Below are 20,412 nucleotides of genomic sequence, written 5' to 3'. Positions count from 1 at the left end.
ATAGACAAAGAAGAAGCTCCTTGGGAATCTCCAAGGAGCTTCTTCTTGCATCACGCATTCGTGTCCAGCATGGCTGGCATATGAATCTCCTTCACACATGACGCTTTAGATAGAGTGATCACACATTTTACGAGCGAAACAATATCTTGAACTGGAATCCTGGCGCCATCATACAATGAAATTGCTTTGTCCGCGCCTTCCTCGTAAGGAATTTCTGCGGCAATTTCTCCGGGATTGATACAGGTGACGGCGATACCGTATTTCCTGGTGTGTTCACGTAAAGCACTGCCAATCCCGCGTAATCCGAATTTGGACGCTACAAAAGTCACTTGGTCATTATTCGTATGATCGAGTCCAGCTGTGGAACCGATGAGGATGATTTTCCCGTTGTCCGATTGCATCAAATGGGGTAGCAGCTTCTGGATGCAGGTAATGGGTGAGGAGAGATTGACCTGAATCATCTTTAGGATCTCCGTTGGATCATCTTGCTCAAAATTGTACTGCTCTGTAAAGCCTTCCTTTTCCCAAAGCCCCACATTGTAGATCAATACATCAAGCGGAGTTCCTTCCATCTCAGCGGCTATCTTCTCAGTTGAAGAGGGTAAGGATAAATCAGCCTCAATCCAATAACGGTGAATGCTGTCGTTCAAATCTACGCTTGGCGGACGAGTTCTGGAGACGATCCAGACACGGTCACCGTTCTCTGGCAAGCCTTTTACGAAGGCGTCTCCCAAACCTTGGCTCGCGCCGAAAATTATATAATTTTTCATATGTCCTCCTGAATTGAAAATAATCGAACACACTTATCCGCTGGAAAGTTGTTTATAAAATACTTCATAGACGGAACTTTGTAAACAAAAATGTTTATAAAGTTTAATAATTAACAAAAAAAAGCGGCCCAAATGGGTCGCTTTGCTATTTCTATAAATCGCCTATGGCAGAGTCCAAAGGCGATTTATATCGTAGGCTGGGAAGGGTAGAGACGTTTTCTTTTGCGTTGCTCCTCCAATAGAGACATCATGATTTGTTGAACCTCTTTGGTTTGCTGTGTGGCAAGTGTGGGGTGTGCGAGGTTATTTGCCTCCAGAGGGTCTTCTGTCAGATTGTATAATTCATATTCATCAGGAACTGGCTCGGTTTTGGTTGATAGAACCCATTGTTCGGGGTTGCCGCCCTCACCGGGCTGTACAGTAACATCCTGAACCCCCGGCTGGCTCCAGAATTGACTATTATCAAAATAGCGGGAGAACTTCCAGATATGCCGTTGTTTCCCCTTATAAAGAGGGGCGATGACGGTCTCGATGTGGTTAGGCTGTATAACCGAGGCATACGGTTCGCCTAATAGATTGACCTGATGCTGTCCGCGTGTAACATCGTCGTCAGTCATGAAATAGAGCGGCTCATCGGTAGGGGAGATTGCCTTATTTTCTAAAATTAAAGGGGTAAGGTTGCGTCCGACTAAGGGGCGGGTTTCGCTAAATTTGTGCTGTAGATCCCGCTGAATGTCAGTCAGGTTCACATTCGCTAATCCCAGCATGGTCGGCAGCAGATCTAAATGACTGGTCAGCGTGTGGACATTTTTCTGCTCCGGGAATAGATGCTTGTTATGAATAAGAAAAGGAACATGAAGGAATTCTTCATAGGCGCTGTACCATTTTTGATGGAGATTGCCGTGAGACCCCAGTAGATCACCGTGATCCGATGTGAAAATAACAATGGTATTGTCATAAAAAGAGGAGTGAGTCAGCGCCTTGAATACTTTGAACATTTGCCGATCGGCATTTTTTTGCAGCTGATAATATAACTGACGGTAGAACGGACCATCGCTAATAGGTTGGAGTGCCTTCGGGTATAAATCTCTGTAGCTAGCTTGGCAGCCCGGTTTTGTGTTTAGTTGTTCGTTTAGCGTCGGAGGAGGGGGAACGTCCGGTATGTTATCGATCTCAAATTTAAAATTAGGAAGTCTTGCGGAAATATCTCCATAGAGCACAATGTCGTGCGGGTTCACAAAGGAAGAAACGATTAACCAGGGGGAGTCATTATGGTGCGGTCCGCAGTTTTGGTCTAACACTTTGATTAGTTCAACAGTCTCTTCTGCGTAGACTACATCTCGCCCACTTAATCCAATAGCAGCGGAAGAGGCGGAGTTGCGAGGGTTTTTGCCTACAGGATCAGGGCCAACCCAACTGGAAAAGCCGAAGTCATCTAAGCGGTTGGCATTCAGATAGAGCTCTGTCCATCCCTGGTCGGGTACTCCGGTTAATGGATCATAGCTGGGCAGACTGTTATGGGTACCGGGAGCAATGATATCCTCATTGGATATATGCCATTTTCCTTTATAGTAAGTCTGATAGCCGGCAGCCCGGAAGTAATGCCCCATTGTAGGTACGGTGTTACGGTTCAACCAGAACATGTCGGAGTCAAAGGATTCTTTGGCTATGCCGACCGTTTGGCTGACCCCATGCAGGGATGGATACTGTCCTGTGAACAATGTTGCTCGGCTAGGGCAGCAGGCGGTGCTCCCGATATAATGCCTATGAAATTCCAGGCTATGAGCCTTCAGAAGTTCCTGGGTAACGAGATTCTGCTTGCGCCATTCTTGGATTTCTTGACTCTCATAAACAGGAGGATAACGCTCTTCATCCACTAGGAATACAAGGAAGTTAGGTTTTTTCATAGGTAGGGATGACACTGGGTTAATGTTCATGGGTTACACTCACCTTTGGTTAGGATTTACATTTTTCTTATATGGAACATCCTATGTGTGGCTTGTTTCGAATATCCTTGGAACATAAAGATTAGTTAGTGAAGGAATTCTTGCTCAACTAGGAACAATGATTGTGAAAGTAGGAATGTTTGAATGATATTATGCTAATTTTCGCCTAAAATTAAGGATGAAGTATTTTATTTTATAAACTATTGAGGGATATATTGACAAAATGCGAGTAATTTTATAGGGTAAACTAAGAATTTAGTTCTTTTATTAGGATAATTAGGAAGGGAGTCCTGTTATTAGGTAGTAATGTACAGATCATGGGTTATAAATATTCGAATAATGTAGGAGATGAAAGAATGCGTTCGAGAGAGTTTGCGAGATTTAGGAGAATGGTTTCAGTAGTATTGATATTGATATTATCTTTGCTGAGTGTGCTGGAGGTCTCGGCTGCTCCATTGAAGGTAGATGTGATTTCTGCCGACCGCGCTGTGGATAGTACACAGAAAATAGTGGTTAGTAGTGTGTTAGATGTGACCTACACAGATATTCCTACACTTCAGGATATAGAGTTTTCTCTATTTAAAGATGGAATAAAAGTTGGCAGTCAAATCAAGAATAAAGAAGATGTAAAACGGCGTACAATAACGGATACCGTATATTCTATGGAATTTACCAATCTTTCTTTTGAAGGATTAAAAGTTGGGGAGGCTTACTCTCTTCAGGCTCAATACATGGGTAAGGATGGCCTGGTGACGACCGAACCGCAGACCATTCGTGTTCCGGCTACAACCAAAATCAATCTGACTGTAGAACGGATGCCCAAGAATTCTAATACATATATAGCTGCTTCCACTGGGGAAATTCGCAGTGATGACCAGAAGCTCAGACTTACAGTTACGAGTGAAGGTGTTCCTCTAGTGCGTAGTAAAATCGTTGTGGATAGTTACTACTCAGAATACCGCTACGCGATTACAGATACGAACGGTCAGGTGGAATTGAATAAATCGGAGTTTAATGCAAACCGGCCTGTTCTATTTGTATTCATTAATCAGGGTACAGAACATTATGAGGCTTGGCCATTATATGTCACCGATCTCCAGCCAGCAGGCACGCATACTGTAGCGATACGTTACCTGGATGAGACAGGAAAACTTGCACAGTCACCGGCCAACAATATCAGCCTACCTTATGGGGCTTCAGACAGGGTTGCTGTTCCAGGTTATGATGTACTTACACTAAGTACAGGTTCCATCTCTGGTAGTTACAGTTCTTACATATGGCAGATCCGAAACCAAACCCTCCTGTTCCAGACTAGCCAAGCTGCACTGTTCTCTGCTGAGTCCGGAACGCATAAGGAAATCATACAGGATGCTAGTGATTTCAGTTGGTTAAGCTTTGATTACACCTGGAATGGAAAACCGTTGACGGTAGAGTCTTATTCCATTGTCTTTAACGATCAGTATAAGCAGATCACTAGAACAGCTGGAGCTTTTGAAATGAGAACAGCCGGAGTATATGTTCCGAAAAATAAAGAGTACGATATTACAGCGCTCGCAAGCCTTCCAGGAACGAAGGATAAAATTATCATCCGGAGTCAGGTCAGACCTGTCGATTCGGAGACAATACTGCATTCTGATGCTGTGTCTGCAGACTACAGCGCTTTGAAACTACAAATTCCAGATTTGTCCACGTCAGGTTTAGGAAAGGTCGAGTTTACGTACTTGAACAACAAGTATAATGTCAATCGGATCAGTACATATTTCCCGATACAAGCTACCTCTTTGTATGTTGAAAAAGGTGAAGAGATTCATAGACTGACAGCGACTGCTGTATCAAGTATTCCTAATAACAGCACTTGGGATGTCGATCAAGTGGTTATAGCATCTTTTTTCAGCCCAACCGATAGTGAATATGCATTAACGGCTGGAAGCACTTATGATACGAACATTGTTACAAGCGTGTCAGGATCAAATTATTATGATGGAGTGGAGACTCGCAACGAAATTGTATTAGGTGAGACCGTTGATTACCAAGTAGTCATGGAGGATGAATACAAGAATAGTTTGGATATGAGCAGCAATTATAGAGTTCGCATCGTGGATGAATCCGGAACGGTGATTGAAGATAATTCAATTTACTGGTCGATGGACGAAAAAGACGGGCAGCTTCGCCGTGCAGACAAACGCCAATGGAAGCCTGCCAAATCAGGAACGTATAAGATCCAGCTATTACCTTACTATTACTCTAGTGGAAAGTATGTTTATGGAGAGCTACTCCATGAAACAGTGCTGAAGGTTACATCAAAGCAGGAGCTCGATATTGAGATTAGAGGTAAAGATGGAAAATTGGTTGATTTGGTAGACGAACCATATTTGAATACAGATCAGTCAGAGAATATGACGGTCACAGTACGTCAGCACGTGACAGGAGCCCAAGGCCCGTTGCTGGCCGGAGTTGAGATTAGTCGATTTGGCGAGTTGATCGGTGTAACGGATAGCCAGGGGCATCTGACCCTTCCTCAAGGGGATGCAGGTTACTTTAGCGAATTTATTTTTAAGAAACAGGGGTATTTATCTAAAGTTGTCTCCCTAGCAATTATTGACCCTCAAACCCAGGCTGTTGTTCGTGTGCAAGGGTTGGACAAACCTGAAGGTGACAGCTACGCAGGCGGCGTTCCGCTAGACAACGCCTATGTAATGGCTAAGATCAAGAAGGAAGATGGAACTTTCAATACACAAAGTCGGTATATCGATGTAGGCAAACAGCAAGCATTCCTTGTTACGCAATCCCCTTCGGTGGTGGACATAGACTTTATTCGATACAGTCGCACCTATATGGGCGTTCAAGCTAAGTATGGTTACTATATGTATGGTTCGATAGTGACTGAACCTGGTAAAGAATATTCGATGGTACTCGATGCCAGACAGCCTCTTCAACAGGTTAGCAAAGTGAAACTGACTCAGGTTATGAATCAATTATCGCTTGTGCGAAAAGATATGGTGGGATCGAAATATGTCCCTTATGTCATCAATAACAATACACCGGCAGAAAACTATTTCTATGCTACAGAGGGAACTTATAGTGTACTGTCCCAACCCCAAAGTGACACATTTATATATCGTGATGATGTAATCATTGGAGCAGGAGATCATACACTTGTGATTGACGATTCTCTTTCTACATTGGCTACGCTGGTGGCGCCGGCAGCGGGGGCTATTTATAGTGTTGAATATGCTACACAGGCGGGTTCAACTATTGTGGGTTATGCATATGACGCTGCCCAGGTTCAATTGACTCCGGGAGAAGTTACTGTGCAGGTAGGGCAGTCCGTCGGTGGTAGGGAGTATCAATATGATATTCATTTCTCAGCTGGAATATTAAAGGCAGGCACCACTACGCAGCTTGCCCTACAAACTATTAGCGGCTTGGATATTTTTGATCTGAAGGATGGGAAGTTGGTTCTTCCTACCGGGGATAGCTGGTTTAAGATAGGGTTAATGGATACAGCCGGGAACCGTATTGGACAAATAAGAAAGCCATTGGTTCTAGTGTCCGGTAGGGGTTCTTCATCTGGCTCAACAGGTCTGAACCCGACTGCTGCATCGTATGAAATCCAGGATGTAACAGGAAAAACGCTATTTAAATCAACCGCAGATAACTACTATCCGCTATCCATTAGCGCCATTCAGGAAATTAATGATTCTTTTCAAGTTCTCCCTTCCGGGAATTATGTGCTTAAAGCCCAGATGACAATTGATGGGCAGACCTATACTTTGAATAAAACATTTGAGCTGGAGTCCAGCGGCGGAACGGTGGTCGATCCGGGAGGAAATAACCCGGGCAACGGCGGAGGAAACGGACCGGGTCCAGGAACTGAGCCAGGTCCAGGAAATAACCCGGGGCCAGGGACCAATCCAGGCCCGGGACCAGCCGGAGGAGGAGGCAATCCAGGTGCAATCCCTGCTGCTCCCACAGTAACTGTTAACGACAGTGTAGCTAAACAGAATGCCAAGCTTCAGGAACTGCTTAAGGACGGAGCAGCTACTGCAGCGGAGCGGGCTTCAGCAGCCCAAAGCGCGTTGGCAAGTATTGCTGAGTCTCTTAAGGCAGCCGCAACCTCTGAGGAGGCTGAGCAGAACAGCAAGAGTCTCTCACAGGCACTGGAGAGTGCAACTCAATTGCTCGGATCGATACAAGATGCTGCAGCGAAGCAAAAAATCGTTACTGCGGTTAGCGAATTGGTAGGCAGTGCACCTTACCTGCTGAACAAATTAGATACTGCAGACAAGGCTGTGAGCTTCGCCCAGACGCTGATCCAGAATGCGGCGGCTGTTCTGAAAAATGCTAGCGGCGTTCCTGCAGAAGAAATTCTGCAGTTGAAGAACGGTGTCATCTCTTCCAGTCAAGCGGCATTGAATAAAGCCGGAGAAGTGACTATTGCTAAGGAAGATGTATCAGTTACGGGAAGTACAGTTACTTCCCAATTGAGCAAGGACTTGATCAATAAGCAGATCGTCTCTGCGAAGCAGGCGCTGACTACCGTTACTGGTGAGCTTAATACCAAACTGGGTGCAGGGTCGGCTCAGGAGCTTAAACTGTCTCTGACAGTCAAGGTACCACCGATGGGCGAAGGTCTGCATAAGTTGAACACCACTTTACCAGCAGAAGTATTAACCTTGGTAAAAGAGAACGGTATCGACGGATTGAAGCTACAGATGGATCATACCGCATTTACCATTGCTCCAGATACCTTCGGGGCTGTAGAAGCGGGACAAAACATCACTTTAGCGGCTGAAGTTGTACAGAACGCTATAGTGAATAAACCAAATCAGGCAGAGCCATTAGCTAAGATTCCTGTGATGGAGTTTAGTGCCTCGATTGGAGGCAAGACGGTAGAGGCGTTTGCCAAACCGATGAAGGTTACCTTCGATGTATCTTCTATAGATCCGGCGAAATACTCAGGAGCTGATCTGGAGAAGCTGACCTTGTATGTCTTGAACGATAAGAGCCTGACGTGGGAAGCGGTTGGGGGTAAATATGATCCGATAACACAAACGGTAAGTACGCTGCGAGGACATTTTAGCCGGTATACCGTTATGCTGGGCAAGGCAGTTTCCTTCACAGATGTGCCGGCGACTCATTGGGCAACGAAAGAGATCCACGACCTGTTGACCAAGGGCATCGTAGACCAGGCCGGAGAGTTCCATCCATCCAAGCAGGTAACACGTATAGAATTCGCGAGCTGGATCGCAAGAGCTTATGGTTTGGAGGGTAAGGGGATTACCTTGCCATTCAAAGACATCGCTCCGAATAACGACCATTACAACGAACTGGCGGCCGTTTATGCTGCAGGGATCATCAGCGGAAAATCAACGGCTGTCTTTGATCCTGAAGCTAGCATTACCCGTCAGGAAATGGCGACCATGCTGGCCCGAGCACTAAAGACTTACAACGGAGTGAAATCCGTTGCTCAGCCGGACGTGGTGAACGGGGCCTTTACGGATGGGGCCAAGATATCCAAATGGGCAGCGGATAGTGTTGCTCTTACCAAGAGTACACAGCTGTTCGGAGGGTTCGAGGATAAGACCTTCCGTCCTAATCAGACTGCTAGCAAGGCAGAGGCTGCAGCCCTGATTTACCGTTTATATCGATTGAAATAGAGAGTATAAGATACACCTAAAAGGAGCCGCAGATCTGAAATGATCTGCGGCTCCTTTTTTGCGATATAAGAGAAAACAGCCCTGGGGAAACTGTTGCAGTGAAGCATACGAATCGGCGACGATTTACTTTCCGATCTTCAACGAAATTTCAAACTTCGCACCCGCGTCACCCACGAATACAATGGTACCGTTCTTCGGTAATACAACCGTATTTTTACCGCTGACTGCTGAATCGTTCACACACATGCCGGCTTCGTCATATACGACAACTGCGCTGTTTGCAGGTAGTTTGACGGACAGAGTCTTTTCTTTGGCAGCGGCAGGAACGCTGAACCATCTGGCAAGCCCGTCCGCTTGGATGGTGGCTGTGGATTGTTTACCAGTATAGAGCGGCTTTAAGATCTCTTCACCAGCATACAAGTAACCGCCTGTTGTTTTGACATACTCAATGCCATCCTTCGTAAAGAAATTGAATTCCATGCTATCTCTACCTGCTATAGTGGGAATTTGCAGCTGGCTGATCGCTTTGTTTGCATCAACGATTTTATTATTAACGATATAGCCAGGAGCTTCTTTGCTCGTCACAATTGGAAAAGCAGGCAAACCCGAGAAGTAGGATATCGATGAGTATTTCTCGTTCATCATGTAATATGTTTTGCCCTCACGTTTGTCCCATGCGGCAGCTACATCTTTGGATAATGGATTAGCTTCAAGCTTTTCGGCGGAGTATTCAGAGAATACGGTCTGCCCAAGTCCAGGTACGGATACATATGCGCTGGACCACAAGTAGGTGCGTCCATTTTTTTCGACAACAAATTTGAACTTTTCCGTGCCATCCGCACTCTTAAAAGAACCATCGGTAGTGTACACATACTTTTGACCAGGATCGCCTGGGAACAGAAGTGAGGTTAGTACCATTTCACCTGATGGGTTGATTGCTATCTTCATCAATGAATTGGAAGCGCCATAGATGCCTGCATAACGGGACATCTCTTGCGGCATTTTTGCCTTCACTGGGAGGCCGTGCGACTTCTCTGCCTTCTGCTCTTTAATTACACCCTTCGCTTGCAATGCGCTAAGCAGCAGTTCATTCGCGAGCAATTGATCGGTTGTGCTGGAGCCACCAGATGAAGTCACAGCAGCAGCCAGATTATACTCTGGGAGCACGACTAACGATGAATGGAACAGTGTCGTGTCTCCTCCTTTGGTAAGCGCCTGAATACCATAATTATTGAATGGGAAGAGATCTACGCTATCCCAGCCTAGTCCGTAGGCAAAGGTCGCATCGGTATTGTTCGGCCACATGCCTTTTTTATATTCTGCTTCGGTCATTGCCTTGACGGATTGTTTGGAAAGAATGCCGTCTACTTGTCCCGTGAAGATCTGTGAGAATTTCACCAAATCCTCAGCTGTGGAGCGAAGCCCTCCAGTTCCGATGACATTATAATTTTCTAAAGGAAGTGGAGCCTGAGAAGAAGGAATAAAGGTCCCGGCTATTTTGGCTTTGTCTATTTGATCTATAGGGGTCTTGGTATTCTTCATCCCTAAAGGCTCTGTGAAATTCTTGTGGATAAACGTCGTAAAGTCCAACCCACTGACTCTTTCCAGCAGGATTTCAGCTAGTGTAAAGCCGTCGTTAGAATAGACCGAGAATGCTCCCGGGTCTGCCTTCAAGCTTTGAGTTGCTAATTGCTCTAACAGATGATCGTGGGCATAGGTATCGTTATCATTGAACAATAGCGCACGGTTAAAGGAAGAACCTTCAATACCTGCAGAATGATTTAGCAGCATACGCGGCGTAATCTGTTCGTAACGGGCATCTTTCATTGTAAAGTCAGGAATATATCTCGTAAGCGGCAGGTCCAGATCCAGCTTGCCTTCATCCACTAGTTTCATAACAGCGGATGCTACAAACATTTTGCTGGTCGACCCTATGCCGTAGATTGTATCAGAGGTTAACGGCACATTCTTCGTCAGTTGGTTCTTGCCAGAATGCCCGGAGATGACAATGTTCCCTTGGTCTATCAGAGCGTATTGCAGGCTTGTAGTACCGTAGGTATCGGTTAGTAGTGCCGCCTTCTCTGCAGCTGTTTTTTGGGAAGATACATAGTTAGTCTTATTGCTGCTGCTGTCGGCCATCACACTCAGCGGAGCTAGCAGTGTTAGCGCGAGTGTCGTGCTTAAGATCACAAATCGTTTTGCTCTCATCTCATTACCCTCTCTCATTCATTTCTGTATGCCTTAGTTTTCGGTGTTGTGTCAGCATAATGGAGTGAGATGAATTCTACATAAACGTAACTTTAACAGAATCTTAACAGGTACAATTGCGCTTCCATTTTTTTATTGGGTTTAGCCAGGTTTACTACTATAATTGAAACTAACTGAATTCGTAAGCATGTCTCATTCCACTATGCAGGAACTAAGGAGATAGTCCAACGTGCCAGATCATCGAAACAAGCTTGGGAAATGGAAATTCCCTCTCGTTATCACCCTGTTCATCCTCCTCCTCACCGGCTCACGTCTGTTGTGGATGACATCGTTTAACAGCGTAGATCATGCAAAATCTGTGCGTGGAGTGATGGATTTGCGCGATTGGAACGCGCGACAGGGCGGCACCATTCTGCTGGATGGAGATTGGGAATTCTATCCCCATGAATGGTTATTCGGGCAAACATCTTATGAACGTCCCCTAAGCGATAATTCCCAATTTATACAAGTTCCGGGGAGTTGGAATCAAGCGCTGCAGCCGGGGAAAGATAGCCCCTTTGGCTATGGAACCTACCGTTTGACAGTTCTTGTGAATCCCGACCATGATTTAAATTACAGCATTCGCACTGCCAGTATCCGAAGTGCGTACACGCTATATATTGACGGCCGAAAGTTGGCTCAGTCAGGAGAGACAGGGGAGAACGGAAAGAATTATGTAGCCAGAAATGTACCTTTCACAGCAACCTTTGCTGCTAGCAGCAGTGGGGTCATCGAGGTCGTAATTCAAGTGGCTAATCATGTGGATGTTCGGAAGAGTGGGATTGTCCACTCTCTTACCTTTGGATCGGAATTGGCAATTGAACAGAAACAAATGTTAGCTATATCCATGCAGATGCTGGATGTCGTTGTATTTTCGATGCAAGCTATTTATGCGATTATTTTGTACCTGGTAGGCAACAGAGACAAGAGACCACTGTACTTTGCCCTACTTGCGGTTAGCATCATGCTGAACAATCTGCTTGTGAATGATGACAAATTTTTACAACATCTATTACATTTCAATTATGACTGGAGCTTTAGACTTGCCCATTTGTCTACTATGGGTATCATTTACGGGTTACTGCGAAGCGGGAAGCAACAGATGCAGTTCTACTGGCCCAGAGCCTACCAATGGTACACTTCGTTTTGTACAGTTGACGTCATAGTGGCGCTATTCCTCCCTCTACGGTATCTCCTGATCTATCATCCTATTGTTCTAGTATTAATGGCTTCTTCTGTATTTCTTACACTCACATCCATAATTCGGGCATCTCTCAAAAATCTGAAAGAGAACATTCCCCTTGTGTTGTCGTTAATCGCGTTGATGAATCATTTCGTCTGGCTGATCCTTTCATTCGCAGTTGGCTTCAAAATGGACTTTTATCCGTTTGATTTGATCATCGCCACGACCTACTTTGCTTCCCTCTGGTTCCGGCAATATTTCAAGATCTATGCGGAAACGGGGATGCTTGCGGCCAAGCTGCAGAGAACAGACAAGCTCAAGGATGAGTTTCTGGCGAATACTTCGCATGAGCTGCGCAATCCGCTGCACGGTATCCTCAACATCTCACAATCCATTTTGGAGCGGGAGCAGCATGTACTTACAGAAAAAAGCATCAAGGATCTGGGGACGGTGTTGTCTGTAGGACGCCGAATGTCACTTATGCTGCGCGATTTGATCGATGCCAAAAGACTGCAGGAAGGAACTCCCCAGCTGAATCTTCGGAACGTTTCTTTACATGCAGTAACCACAGGTGTATTGGATATGCTCGTTTTCATGACAGCAGGGAAGTCCGTTCGATTGGTGAACGATATCCCCGAGTTTTTTCCAGATGTGCATGCCGACGAGAATCGGGTGATACAGATTGTGTTCAATCTGCTTCATAATGCGGTAAAGTTTACGAATGAAGGAGAAATTGTCATTTCCGTAAGTGTGAGAGAAGGGTGGGCACACATTGTCATCTCGGATTCAGGCATTGGCATGGATGAAGAGACGATGCGCCGTGTTCTGGAGCCTTATGAGCAGGGAGAGCTTGGAAAAACAATGGTTGAGGGTGGGTTTGGACTGGGTCTCAGCATCACCAAACAACTAATTGAGCTCCATGGTGGGACGCTGCAAATCAGCTCGAAGCCCGATCAAGGTTCGGAATTTGTCTTTACGCTGCCGCTGAGTCAAGGGGCCACTCCAATAGGGGATAAAGCAGCAGAAATTTTTGCATCAGAGGCCCTAATCAATGCGACAGTGCCAGATGCTCGCACTCTACCTGCCCAAGTTTCTGTCCAGCCACTGAAGAAATATATGGATAGACCTCGGATATTAATTGTGGATGATGATCCGGTAAATCTGCAGGTTCTGGAGGCCATTCTTTCGTTGGAGCAATACGACATCGTGACGGTTACAAGCGGTAAACAAGCACTAGCGTTATTAAAGACTAGGGAATGGGATTTGGTTATTTCTGATGTCATGATGCCTCAAATGTCAGGGTATGAGCTAGCCCGCAGCATCCGCCAGCATTTTACACTGACCGAACTGCCAATCCTTCTGCTCACCGCAAGAAGCTATCCCAAAGATATTGAGAACGGCTTCCTTTCCGGTGCCAACGACTATGTAACGAAACCCGTGGAGTCTTTGGAAATAAGGTCACGGGTAAGAGCGTTAACCGAAGTAAGGCAGTCTGTACGCCAGCGGCTAGAGATGGAAGCAGCCTGGCTGCAGGCGCAGATTCAGCCCCATTTTCTGTTCAATACGCTAAATGCTATTTCAGCCTTAAGTGAAATTGATTTGGTGAGGATGCGCAATCTGCTCGAAGCACTCAGCAGCTTCCTAAGGGATAAATTCAAATTGCAAAATATGAATCAGCTTGTCCCAATTGAAGAGGAGCTAAGCATCGTCCGGTCCTATCTGTTTATTGAACAGGAACGGTTCGAAGAACGTCTGCATGTGGTGTGGGAGCTTGGTGAATGCAAGGAACTGCGAATTCCGATGCTGACCATTCAACCGTTGGTGGAGAATGCCATAAGACATGGCCTTATGAAGCGCGCTCGCGGAGGGAGTATCTGTATTCGGGTGCTGAATGAAGAGAGTTATGCAGAGATCACGGTTCAAGACGATGGCGTCGGGATGGATGAAGACATGCTGCGCCAATTATCGGGGGGACATCCTGGTGACAGGCCGGGCGTTGGTCTGTATAATACGGATCTCCGGTTAAAGCGCCAGTATGGGGAAGGGCTGCGGATTCAAAGCAAGCTAGGTCACGGAACTTCAGTTTCATTTATTATTCACAAATAGAAGTGAGACGAGAGGTTCCGTCTTTGTTTTTTGCGAGCGGGACTTGTATATTATTATGATAGCCACTATTCTTTATAGGAGCTTTACATAGAGACAGGTCTAGGAAATGAAGATCAGGAGGAAAGAAATTGAGTACACAGAATGTGGGAATTCCATTAGAGGGTTTTGCAGAATTTAGCCGGACGGTGGCCGCAGAAGGTGCGGTACTACTGAAGAATGATCATCAAGTTCTTCCGTTGCGCAGCGGTGACAATGTTGCGATTTTTGGTAGAACACAAGTGAATTACTATCGCAGTGGTACAGGTTCTGGCGGTAGCGTTCACGTTGCTTATACAACGAATCTGTTGAATGGTCTTCGCAGTAAAAACGATTTTATTGTGAACGAAGAGTTGGCAGCTGTCTATGAACAGTGGATTGAGCAGAATCCGTTTGATGATGGTGGAAAGGTCTGGGCTGCAGAACCTTGGCACCAGAAGGAAATGCCTGTAACTGCTGAGCTTGTAGCAGGGGCAAGAAGCAAGTCCAACAAAGCCATCGTAGTGATTGGACGTACGGCGGGAGAAGATCAGGACAATGCTGACGCTCCAGGCAGTTACCAGTTAACCGCGGATGAGAAGGATCTGCTGAAGCAGGTTACAACTTATTTTGAACAAACCGTTGTCGTGCTGAACGTATCCAACATCATTGATATGAGCTGGATTAACGATGAGAGCTATGTACATCCGATTGCGGGTGTGATCTATTCTTGGCATGGCGGTATGGAAGGCGGAAACGCGATTGCCGACGTGCTGAGCGGAGAGGTAACACCGAGCGGTAAACTAACCGATACCATCGCCTATTCGATCAATGATTACCCATCCACAAGCAACTACGGTAATGAGTTCAAGAACTTTTATCAAGAAGATATCTATGTGGGCTATCGTTATTTCGAGACGTTTTGTCCAGAGAAGGTTCAATATGAATTTGGTTACGGGATTTCGTATACCTCCTTCCAAGTGGAGCCAGGGGAAGCCAAGCTGTCAGTCAAAGACGGCCAAGAGCATATTGAGATTGATGTACTTGTAGCTAACACAGGAAACCACTATGCTGGTAAAGAGGTTGTACAGGTCTATTACGAAGCGCCGCAAGGAAAGCTGGGTCAACCGGCTAAAGTGCTGGCAGCATTCGGCAAGACCCGTGTCCTTCAGCCGGGTGAATCAGAGCGTCTTACCGTAAGCTTCCCAGTGGATATTATGGCCTCCTATGACGACGCCGGAGTAACAGGGCAATCTTCTGCCTATGTACTGGAAGCTGGAACGTACCACATTTATGCCGGAACCAGTGTCAAAATGCTAGCGGAAGTAGCTGTCCAAGGCCAAAACGGTTACGTTGTGGAAGCTCTGCGAGTTGTGGAGCAACTGCAAGAGGCGATGGCTCCTACAGAGGGCTTCTCAAGAATGATGCCAGGTGCCCGGAAGGCTGACGGTTCATACGAGATCGTCTACGTAGAAGTGCCTACGCGAAAGATTGACATGGCGGATCGTATCGAGAAGAATCTACCGGGGGCCTTGGAGCAGACTGGAAATAAAGGACATATCCTAAGAGATGTTTTGGATCAGAAAATCACTATGGAAGCCTTTATCGCCCAGCTCAGCGACGAGGATCTAGCCACCATCGTTAGAGGCGAAGGCATGAGCAGTCCGTTGGTTACACCGGGTACAGCTTCAGCTTTCGGCGGTGTAAGCGATCAGTTGTTCAATTACGGCATTCCTGTTGCTTGTACGGCAGATGGCCCGTCCGGCATTCGGATGGACAGTGGGGCAAAGGCAACCCAGGTTGCTATCGGAACCTTGCTCGCAGCCACTTGGAACGCAGAACTGGTTGAAGAGCTGTACGTCATGGAAGGCCGGGAGCTGCTGGGTAACAATGTAGATACTCTGCTCGGACCTGGTCTGAATATTCGCCGTAGCCCGCTGAATGGGCGTAACTTCGAGTATTTCTCTGAAGATCCGCTGATTTCCGGTGTCTTTGCGGCAGCATGCACCCGCGGTATTATGAAAGGTGGCTCTAACGCCACACTGAAGCACTTTGCTTGCAACAACCAGGAGAAACACCGCAGTAAGGTAGACGCGATTGTGTCTGAACGCGCCCTGCGGGAGATCTACCTGAAAGGCTTTGAAATCGCAGTGAAGCAGGCTGGCGCAAATTCGATTATGACTTCCTACAATCCTATCAACGGACATTGGGCAGCGTCTAACTATGACCTGAACACCACCATTTTGCGTGGCGAATGGGGCTTCAAGGGCATTGTGATGACTGACTGGTGGGCGATCATGAATAATGTTGTAGATGGCGGACCTGCGGATCGGAAGTACACGAACTGGATGGTTCGTGCCCAAAACGATTTGTACATGGTCGTTCCTAACTATGGTGCAGAAATCAACGGCTGGGAAGACAACACCATGGAATCTCTGGAGAATGGATCGGTTACCCGTGGTGAGCTGCAACGTTCAGCTATGAATATTTGCGAATTCATTATGCACGCACCGGTGTTCTCCAGAAAACATGAGATTGTAGAGACGGTTGTTGCCTTCACAGGTAATCCATCGCTGTCTTCCGAAGGGGCACATGTGCTGTCCGACAATGCGCAGGTTACACCAGCGACCACTGGTTCAACTTTTGTAAAAGTGGACGCGGCTGGCCAGTACCGGATTATTGTTCATATCATGTCTCCAGAGCCTGAACTGGCGCAAACCGCTTGCAACGTCACACTGAACGACCAATTGGTGACAACCATTCAGACGAATGGTACGGAAGGCAAGTGGATTAAGCAAAAGCTGGTTAAGATCGAACTGGAAGCAGGTCTGTATGAATTGAAATTGGACTTCGTTAAGCCAGGTCTGCAAATCGACTGGATTGAATTCAAGCAAGCCTAAGAGCAGGTGCCGAAGAACAGGTAGTTCTGATTTGTGAAAAAAAGGTCAGGAGTGTTGCAGGGATGAGAGGATATAACATCTGGCGTCCGCTGATGCTGATTTTGGTCGCGCTGGTGACGAGAAGCTTGGTTACCAACCTGGGCATTATGTTTGGTATGTCGCCCGATTCAGCAAGCAGCATCGCTGTACTTGCCATGATGATCGTGGCATTTACCATGTACAACCGAATGATGAAGAAACGTCGCAAATAAGGCAGAAGCCGACCCTTGGCTCCGTTATGGAACTAGGGAGAGTGCCTGTTTCAACCAGGCACTTTTCCATTGCCCGAGAAACCCGGATCATTTAAAGATCTAGGGTTTCTCTTCATATTCGACATTTATTTTAAAAAGAGCATTGTAATGAAAACGGTTTTATGTTAGTTTATATTTATAAAAACGTTTTTAGCGAGGTGAATCCTTATGGGGAAAATAACCATTAAAGACGTAGCGCGAGAGGCAGGCGTCTCCATATCTACGGTGTCTAACGCGCTTAATGATGTGGATGTGCTCAATCCGGAGACCAAGCAGCATGTACTGAAGGTGGCGCAGCGGCTCAATTATGTTCCGAATCTCAACGGTAAGCAGTTGAAGTCAGGAAAGACGAAAATGCTGGGTTTTTTCACCACAAGCGTGTCGGGTCCTTATTTCTATAAGCTGGTTGAGTCCATGGCCCGGGAGTGCGACCATATGGGGTATGGTCTGAATGTCTTTGTTACCAAGGACAAGCAAGTTATCATGAGCAATATCATGGGCCGCCGCGTTGACGGCGCCATTATCTATGAAGAGCTGAAGATTGATGATAATGATATCGCCATGATGCAGAAGGACCGAATCAAGGCTGTGTTCTTGGATCGGGAGATTCAGAATGAGACGATGGGCAGTGTTATTTTTGACTCCTATGTTGCAGGTTATGAAACAACCAAATACTTAATCAGTTTGGGTCATAAGAAAATTGCGTACATATCCGGTGTCGATACGATGTTTGACAGTGTCCAGCGGAAGGAAGGCTATCTGGCTGCGCTTCGGGAGTACAAGCTTCCGATCAAAGAGGAGTACGTGTTGCAAGGCTTTTTCGAAGAAGAAGGTACCTACAACGTTGTGAAATCATTCATAAACTCCCATTCCGACATTTTGCCGGATGCGTTCCTCGCAGGTAATGACATCAGTGCCATCGGCTGTATGCAGGCTCTGAAAGCCCATGGGTATGAAGTGCCTACTGATGTTAGTGTCGTAGGATTTGACGATATTGATATTGCTCAATATATCTCGCCCTCCCTGACGACAGTGCGCAACCAAATTGCGCGGCAAGGGATTCTCGCCATTGATCATCTGGTTCGAATGATCAAGGAGAGGGAACAGGGCAACATTCAGAAGTTGGCGGGAGAACTGGTGGTTAGAAAATCGAGCCAGGTAAAGATTGATCGAAAAGATTAGTGGTAATGCGGTGTTACAAGCTTCTTCGTTTTTTTCATAGTGAATCAAACAAGAGGATTTTATTGGCAAAAATAAAAACGTTTTTATGAAAGCGTAAGTCAGAGGGGAGAAAAAACGTGGCTAAACCATTAGCAATGCCATCATCTGGCAAGAGACCTATGGGAGAAAGAGTCAAAGAGTTTTTTGCAGGCTACTGGAGACAGAAGGAACTGCAATCGATGGTTCTGCCGGGGATTATTTTCATGATTATCTTTTGTTACATTCCCATTTACGGACTGACCATTGCGTTCAAGAACTACACGGTCATTGATACGTTGAGTTCAGCACCATGGGTGGGCTTTGATAACTTCAAAATCATCTGGTCTGACAAATATTTTTGGGACGCGGTCGTGAATACGCTGGGCATCAGCTTCCTGAAGCTGGGCATCGGATTTGTAATCCCGATTATACTGGCCATCATGATCTATGAAGTCAGCCTGACCCGATTCAAGAAGTTCGTTCAAACGATTTCGTATCTGCCACACTTTCTGTCATGGATCGTACTAGGCGGGATGTTGATTAACTGGTTCTCCACCACAGGCCTTTTTAATCAGATTCTGCTGGATCTAGGTCTGATCTCGAAACCGTCGAACATCCTGCTGGACCCGAGTAAATATTGGTGGATCGCCACCCTCTCTGATATTTGGAAAGAGGCGGGCTGGGGAACGATCCTGTATCTGGCCATTATGTCTAAGATTGACCCGACGTTCTATGAAGCAGCCAAGATTGACGGGGCAGGTCGTCTTCGTCAAATTTGGAACATTACCCTTCCCAACATGAAGCCTATCATCAGCTTGAATCTGATCCTTACTGTAAGCGGTTTGTTTGGCTCCAATCTGGACCAGACGCTGGTGCTGATGAACACGCAGAACCGTGAAAAGGCCGAAGTCATTAACTCCTACGTGTATCGTATGGGGATGACCCAAGGAGATTTCTCCTATGCAACGGCTGTAGGTCTCGGCGTATCCATCGTTTCTGTCATCTTGCTGGTGATTGCTAATAAAGTGACCACTAAGCTGAATGATAACCAATCCGTTTTATAAGAGGAGGCATTTTCCATGAATCGAAAGGCGATAAAGGGAGATCTGGACAGTCGGATCTTTAATGCCTTCAACATTGCAGTGCTTGTAATTGTTTCACTGGTCATTATGATCCCGTTATGGAATGTTATTATCTCCTCGCTCAGCTCCGGACGAGCGTTGGCAGAGGGTGGCTTTATTTTCTGGAGTAAAGAGTTCTCGTTCGAGAATTATCGTGCTGTGTTTCGGGACAGCAGCATTTGGCAGGCCTTCTTTATTTCCGTGGCCAAAACAACGATTGGTGTAGCCACTCACGTCTTCTTCTGTGCGATGGTCGGTTACGCGCTTAGTAAAAGGCATCTTCGCGGCCGTAAGTTGTATGTTGCCATGGGTGTCATCACCATGTTCTTCTCTGGCGGTATGATTCCTACTTACTTGCTGATCAAATCTTTGGGTCTATTGAATAGCTTCTGGGTGTACATTATCCCGGCGCTCTTCAGTTACTACGATGTTGTCATCCTGATGAACTTCTTCCGAAATGTACCGGACGCCCTTGAAGAATCCGCCAAAATCGACGGTGCGGGCGAATGGCGGGTGTTCCTGAAGATCTTCATTCCACTGTCCATGCCGGCTATGGCAACCATCGCCTTGTTCAACGGGGTGGGACAATGGAACGACTTTATGACAACAAAGTTATATATCACGGACCAAGCCTTGTATCCGCTGCAGATGAAGCTGTATGAGGTTATCGTGCAGTCTCAGACACAGTCCATGCAGAATATTGGCTCAGTCATGATTGAAACCACTACCAAAGGGGTTCAACTCGCGACCATTGTCATTACCACCCTGCCGATTGTGATCATGTATCCATTGCTGCAGAGATACTTTATCTCCGGTATGATGCTCGGCGCTGTTAAAGAGTAAGCTTTCTAGCTATATAAGATGAATAAGAGAAAGTAACAAAAAGCGAGAAGGAACGAAGGGGAAAGTTTGGAACTGTAGGAGCGATAGCGATCGCCTTTGTCTCCGGATTTCAACCGCTAGAGGCGGTTAAC

At 46.3% G+C, this 20,412-nt stretch carries 10 protein-coding genes; 7 read left to right on the top strand and 3 right to left on the bottom strand.

Features of this window, described 5'->3' with window-relative positions; genetic code table 11:
* Positions 1 to 50 precede the first annotated feature (50 nt).
* Positions 51 to 770: an SDR family NAD(P)-dependent oxidoreductase gene (locus AC3Y23_RS22350; protein ID WP_379203167.1), complete on the bottom strand. Its 720-nt coding sequence runs from the start codon at positions 768 to 770 to the stop codon at positions 51 to 53.
* A 185-nt stretch (positions 771 to 955) separates the two neighbouring features.
* Positions 956 to 2,707 (bottom strand): sulfatase family protein, encoded by a 1,752-nt coding sequence (locus AC3Y23_RS22345; protein WP_379203165.1) that lies wholly within the window; start codon positions 2,705 to 2,707, stop codon positions 956 to 958.
* A 398-nt stretch (positions 2,708 to 3,105) separates the two neighbouring features.
* Between AC3Y23_RS22345 and AC3Y23_RS22340 the strand changes: the two genes are divergently transcribed.
* Positions 3,106 to 8,376: an S-layer homology domain-containing protein gene (locus AC3Y23_RS22340; RefSeq protein ID WP_379203163.1), complete on the top strand. Its 5,271-nt coding sequence runs from the start codon at positions 3,106 to 3,108 to the stop codon at positions 8,374 to 8,376.
* A 123-nt stretch (positions 8,377 to 8,499) separates the two neighbouring features.
* Here AC3Y23_RS22340 and AC3Y23_RS22335 read toward each other — a convergent pair whose 3' ends face one another.
* Positions 8,500 to 10,584: a serine hydrolase domain-containing protein gene (locus tag AC3Y23_RS22335; protein ID WP_379203161.1), complete on the bottom strand. Its 2,085-nt coding sequence runs from the start codon at positions 10,582 to 10,584 to the stop codon at positions 8,500 to 8,502.
* 229 nt (positions 10,585 to 10,813) lie between these two features.
* On the opposite strand from AC3Y23_RS22335, the gene AC3Y23_RS22330 reads away from it, so the two are divergent.
* From AC3Y23_RS22330 to AC3Y23_RS22305, 6 genes are all read left to right on the top strand, one after another.
* Positions 10,814 to 13,912, top strand: coding sequence for a hybrid sensor histidine kinase/response regulator (locus AC3Y23_RS22330; RefSeq protein ID WP_379203159.1), 3,099 nt, complete (start codon positions 10,814 to 10,816; stop codon positions 13,910 to 13,912).
* 128 nt (positions 13,913 to 14,040) lie between these two features.
* Positions 14,041 to 16,827, top strand: coding sequence for a glycoside hydrolase family 3 C-terminal domain-containing protein (locus tag AC3Y23_RS22325; protein ID WP_379203157.1), 2,787 nt, complete (start codon positions 14,041 to 14,043; stop codon positions 16,825 to 16,827).
* Between the two features lie 62 nt (positions 16,828 to 16,889).
* A complete protein-coding gene (locus AC3Y23_RS22320; protein ID WP_379203155.1) occupies positions 16,890 to 17,078 on the top strand; it encodes a hypothetical protein in 189 nt (62 codons plus the stop codon).
* A 207-nt stretch (positions 17,079 to 17,285) separates the two neighbouring features.
* Positions 17,286 to 18,299 carry a LacI family DNA-binding transcriptional regulator gene (locus AC3Y23_RS22315; RefSeq protein WP_379203153.1) on the top strand — a complete coding sequence of 338 codons (1,014 nt, stop codon included), beginning with the start codon at positions 17,286 to 17,288 and terminating at the stop codon, positions 18,297 to 18,299.
* Between the two features lie 134 nt (positions 18,300 to 18,433).
* Positions 18,434 to 19,381: an ABC transporter permease gene (locus AC3Y23_RS22310; protein ID WP_379203205.1), complete on the top strand. Its 948-nt coding sequence runs from the start codon at positions 18,434 to 18,436 to the stop codon at positions 19,379 to 19,381.
* A gap of 15 nt (positions 19,382 to 19,396) precedes the next feature.
* Positions 19,397 to 20,281, top strand: coding sequence for a carbohydrate ABC transporter permease (locus AC3Y23_RS22305; protein ID WP_379203151.1), 885 nt, complete (start codon positions 19,397 to 19,399; stop codon positions 20,279 to 20,281).
* The last annotated feature ends 131 nt before the right edge of the window (positions 20,282 to 20,412 follow it).

The sequence above is a fragment of the Paenibacillus sp. MAHUQ-45 genome, assembly GCF_058133325.1.
Note: the sequence above shows the minus strand (reverse complement) of the source record. Positions and strands in the feature narration are given on the sequence as shown.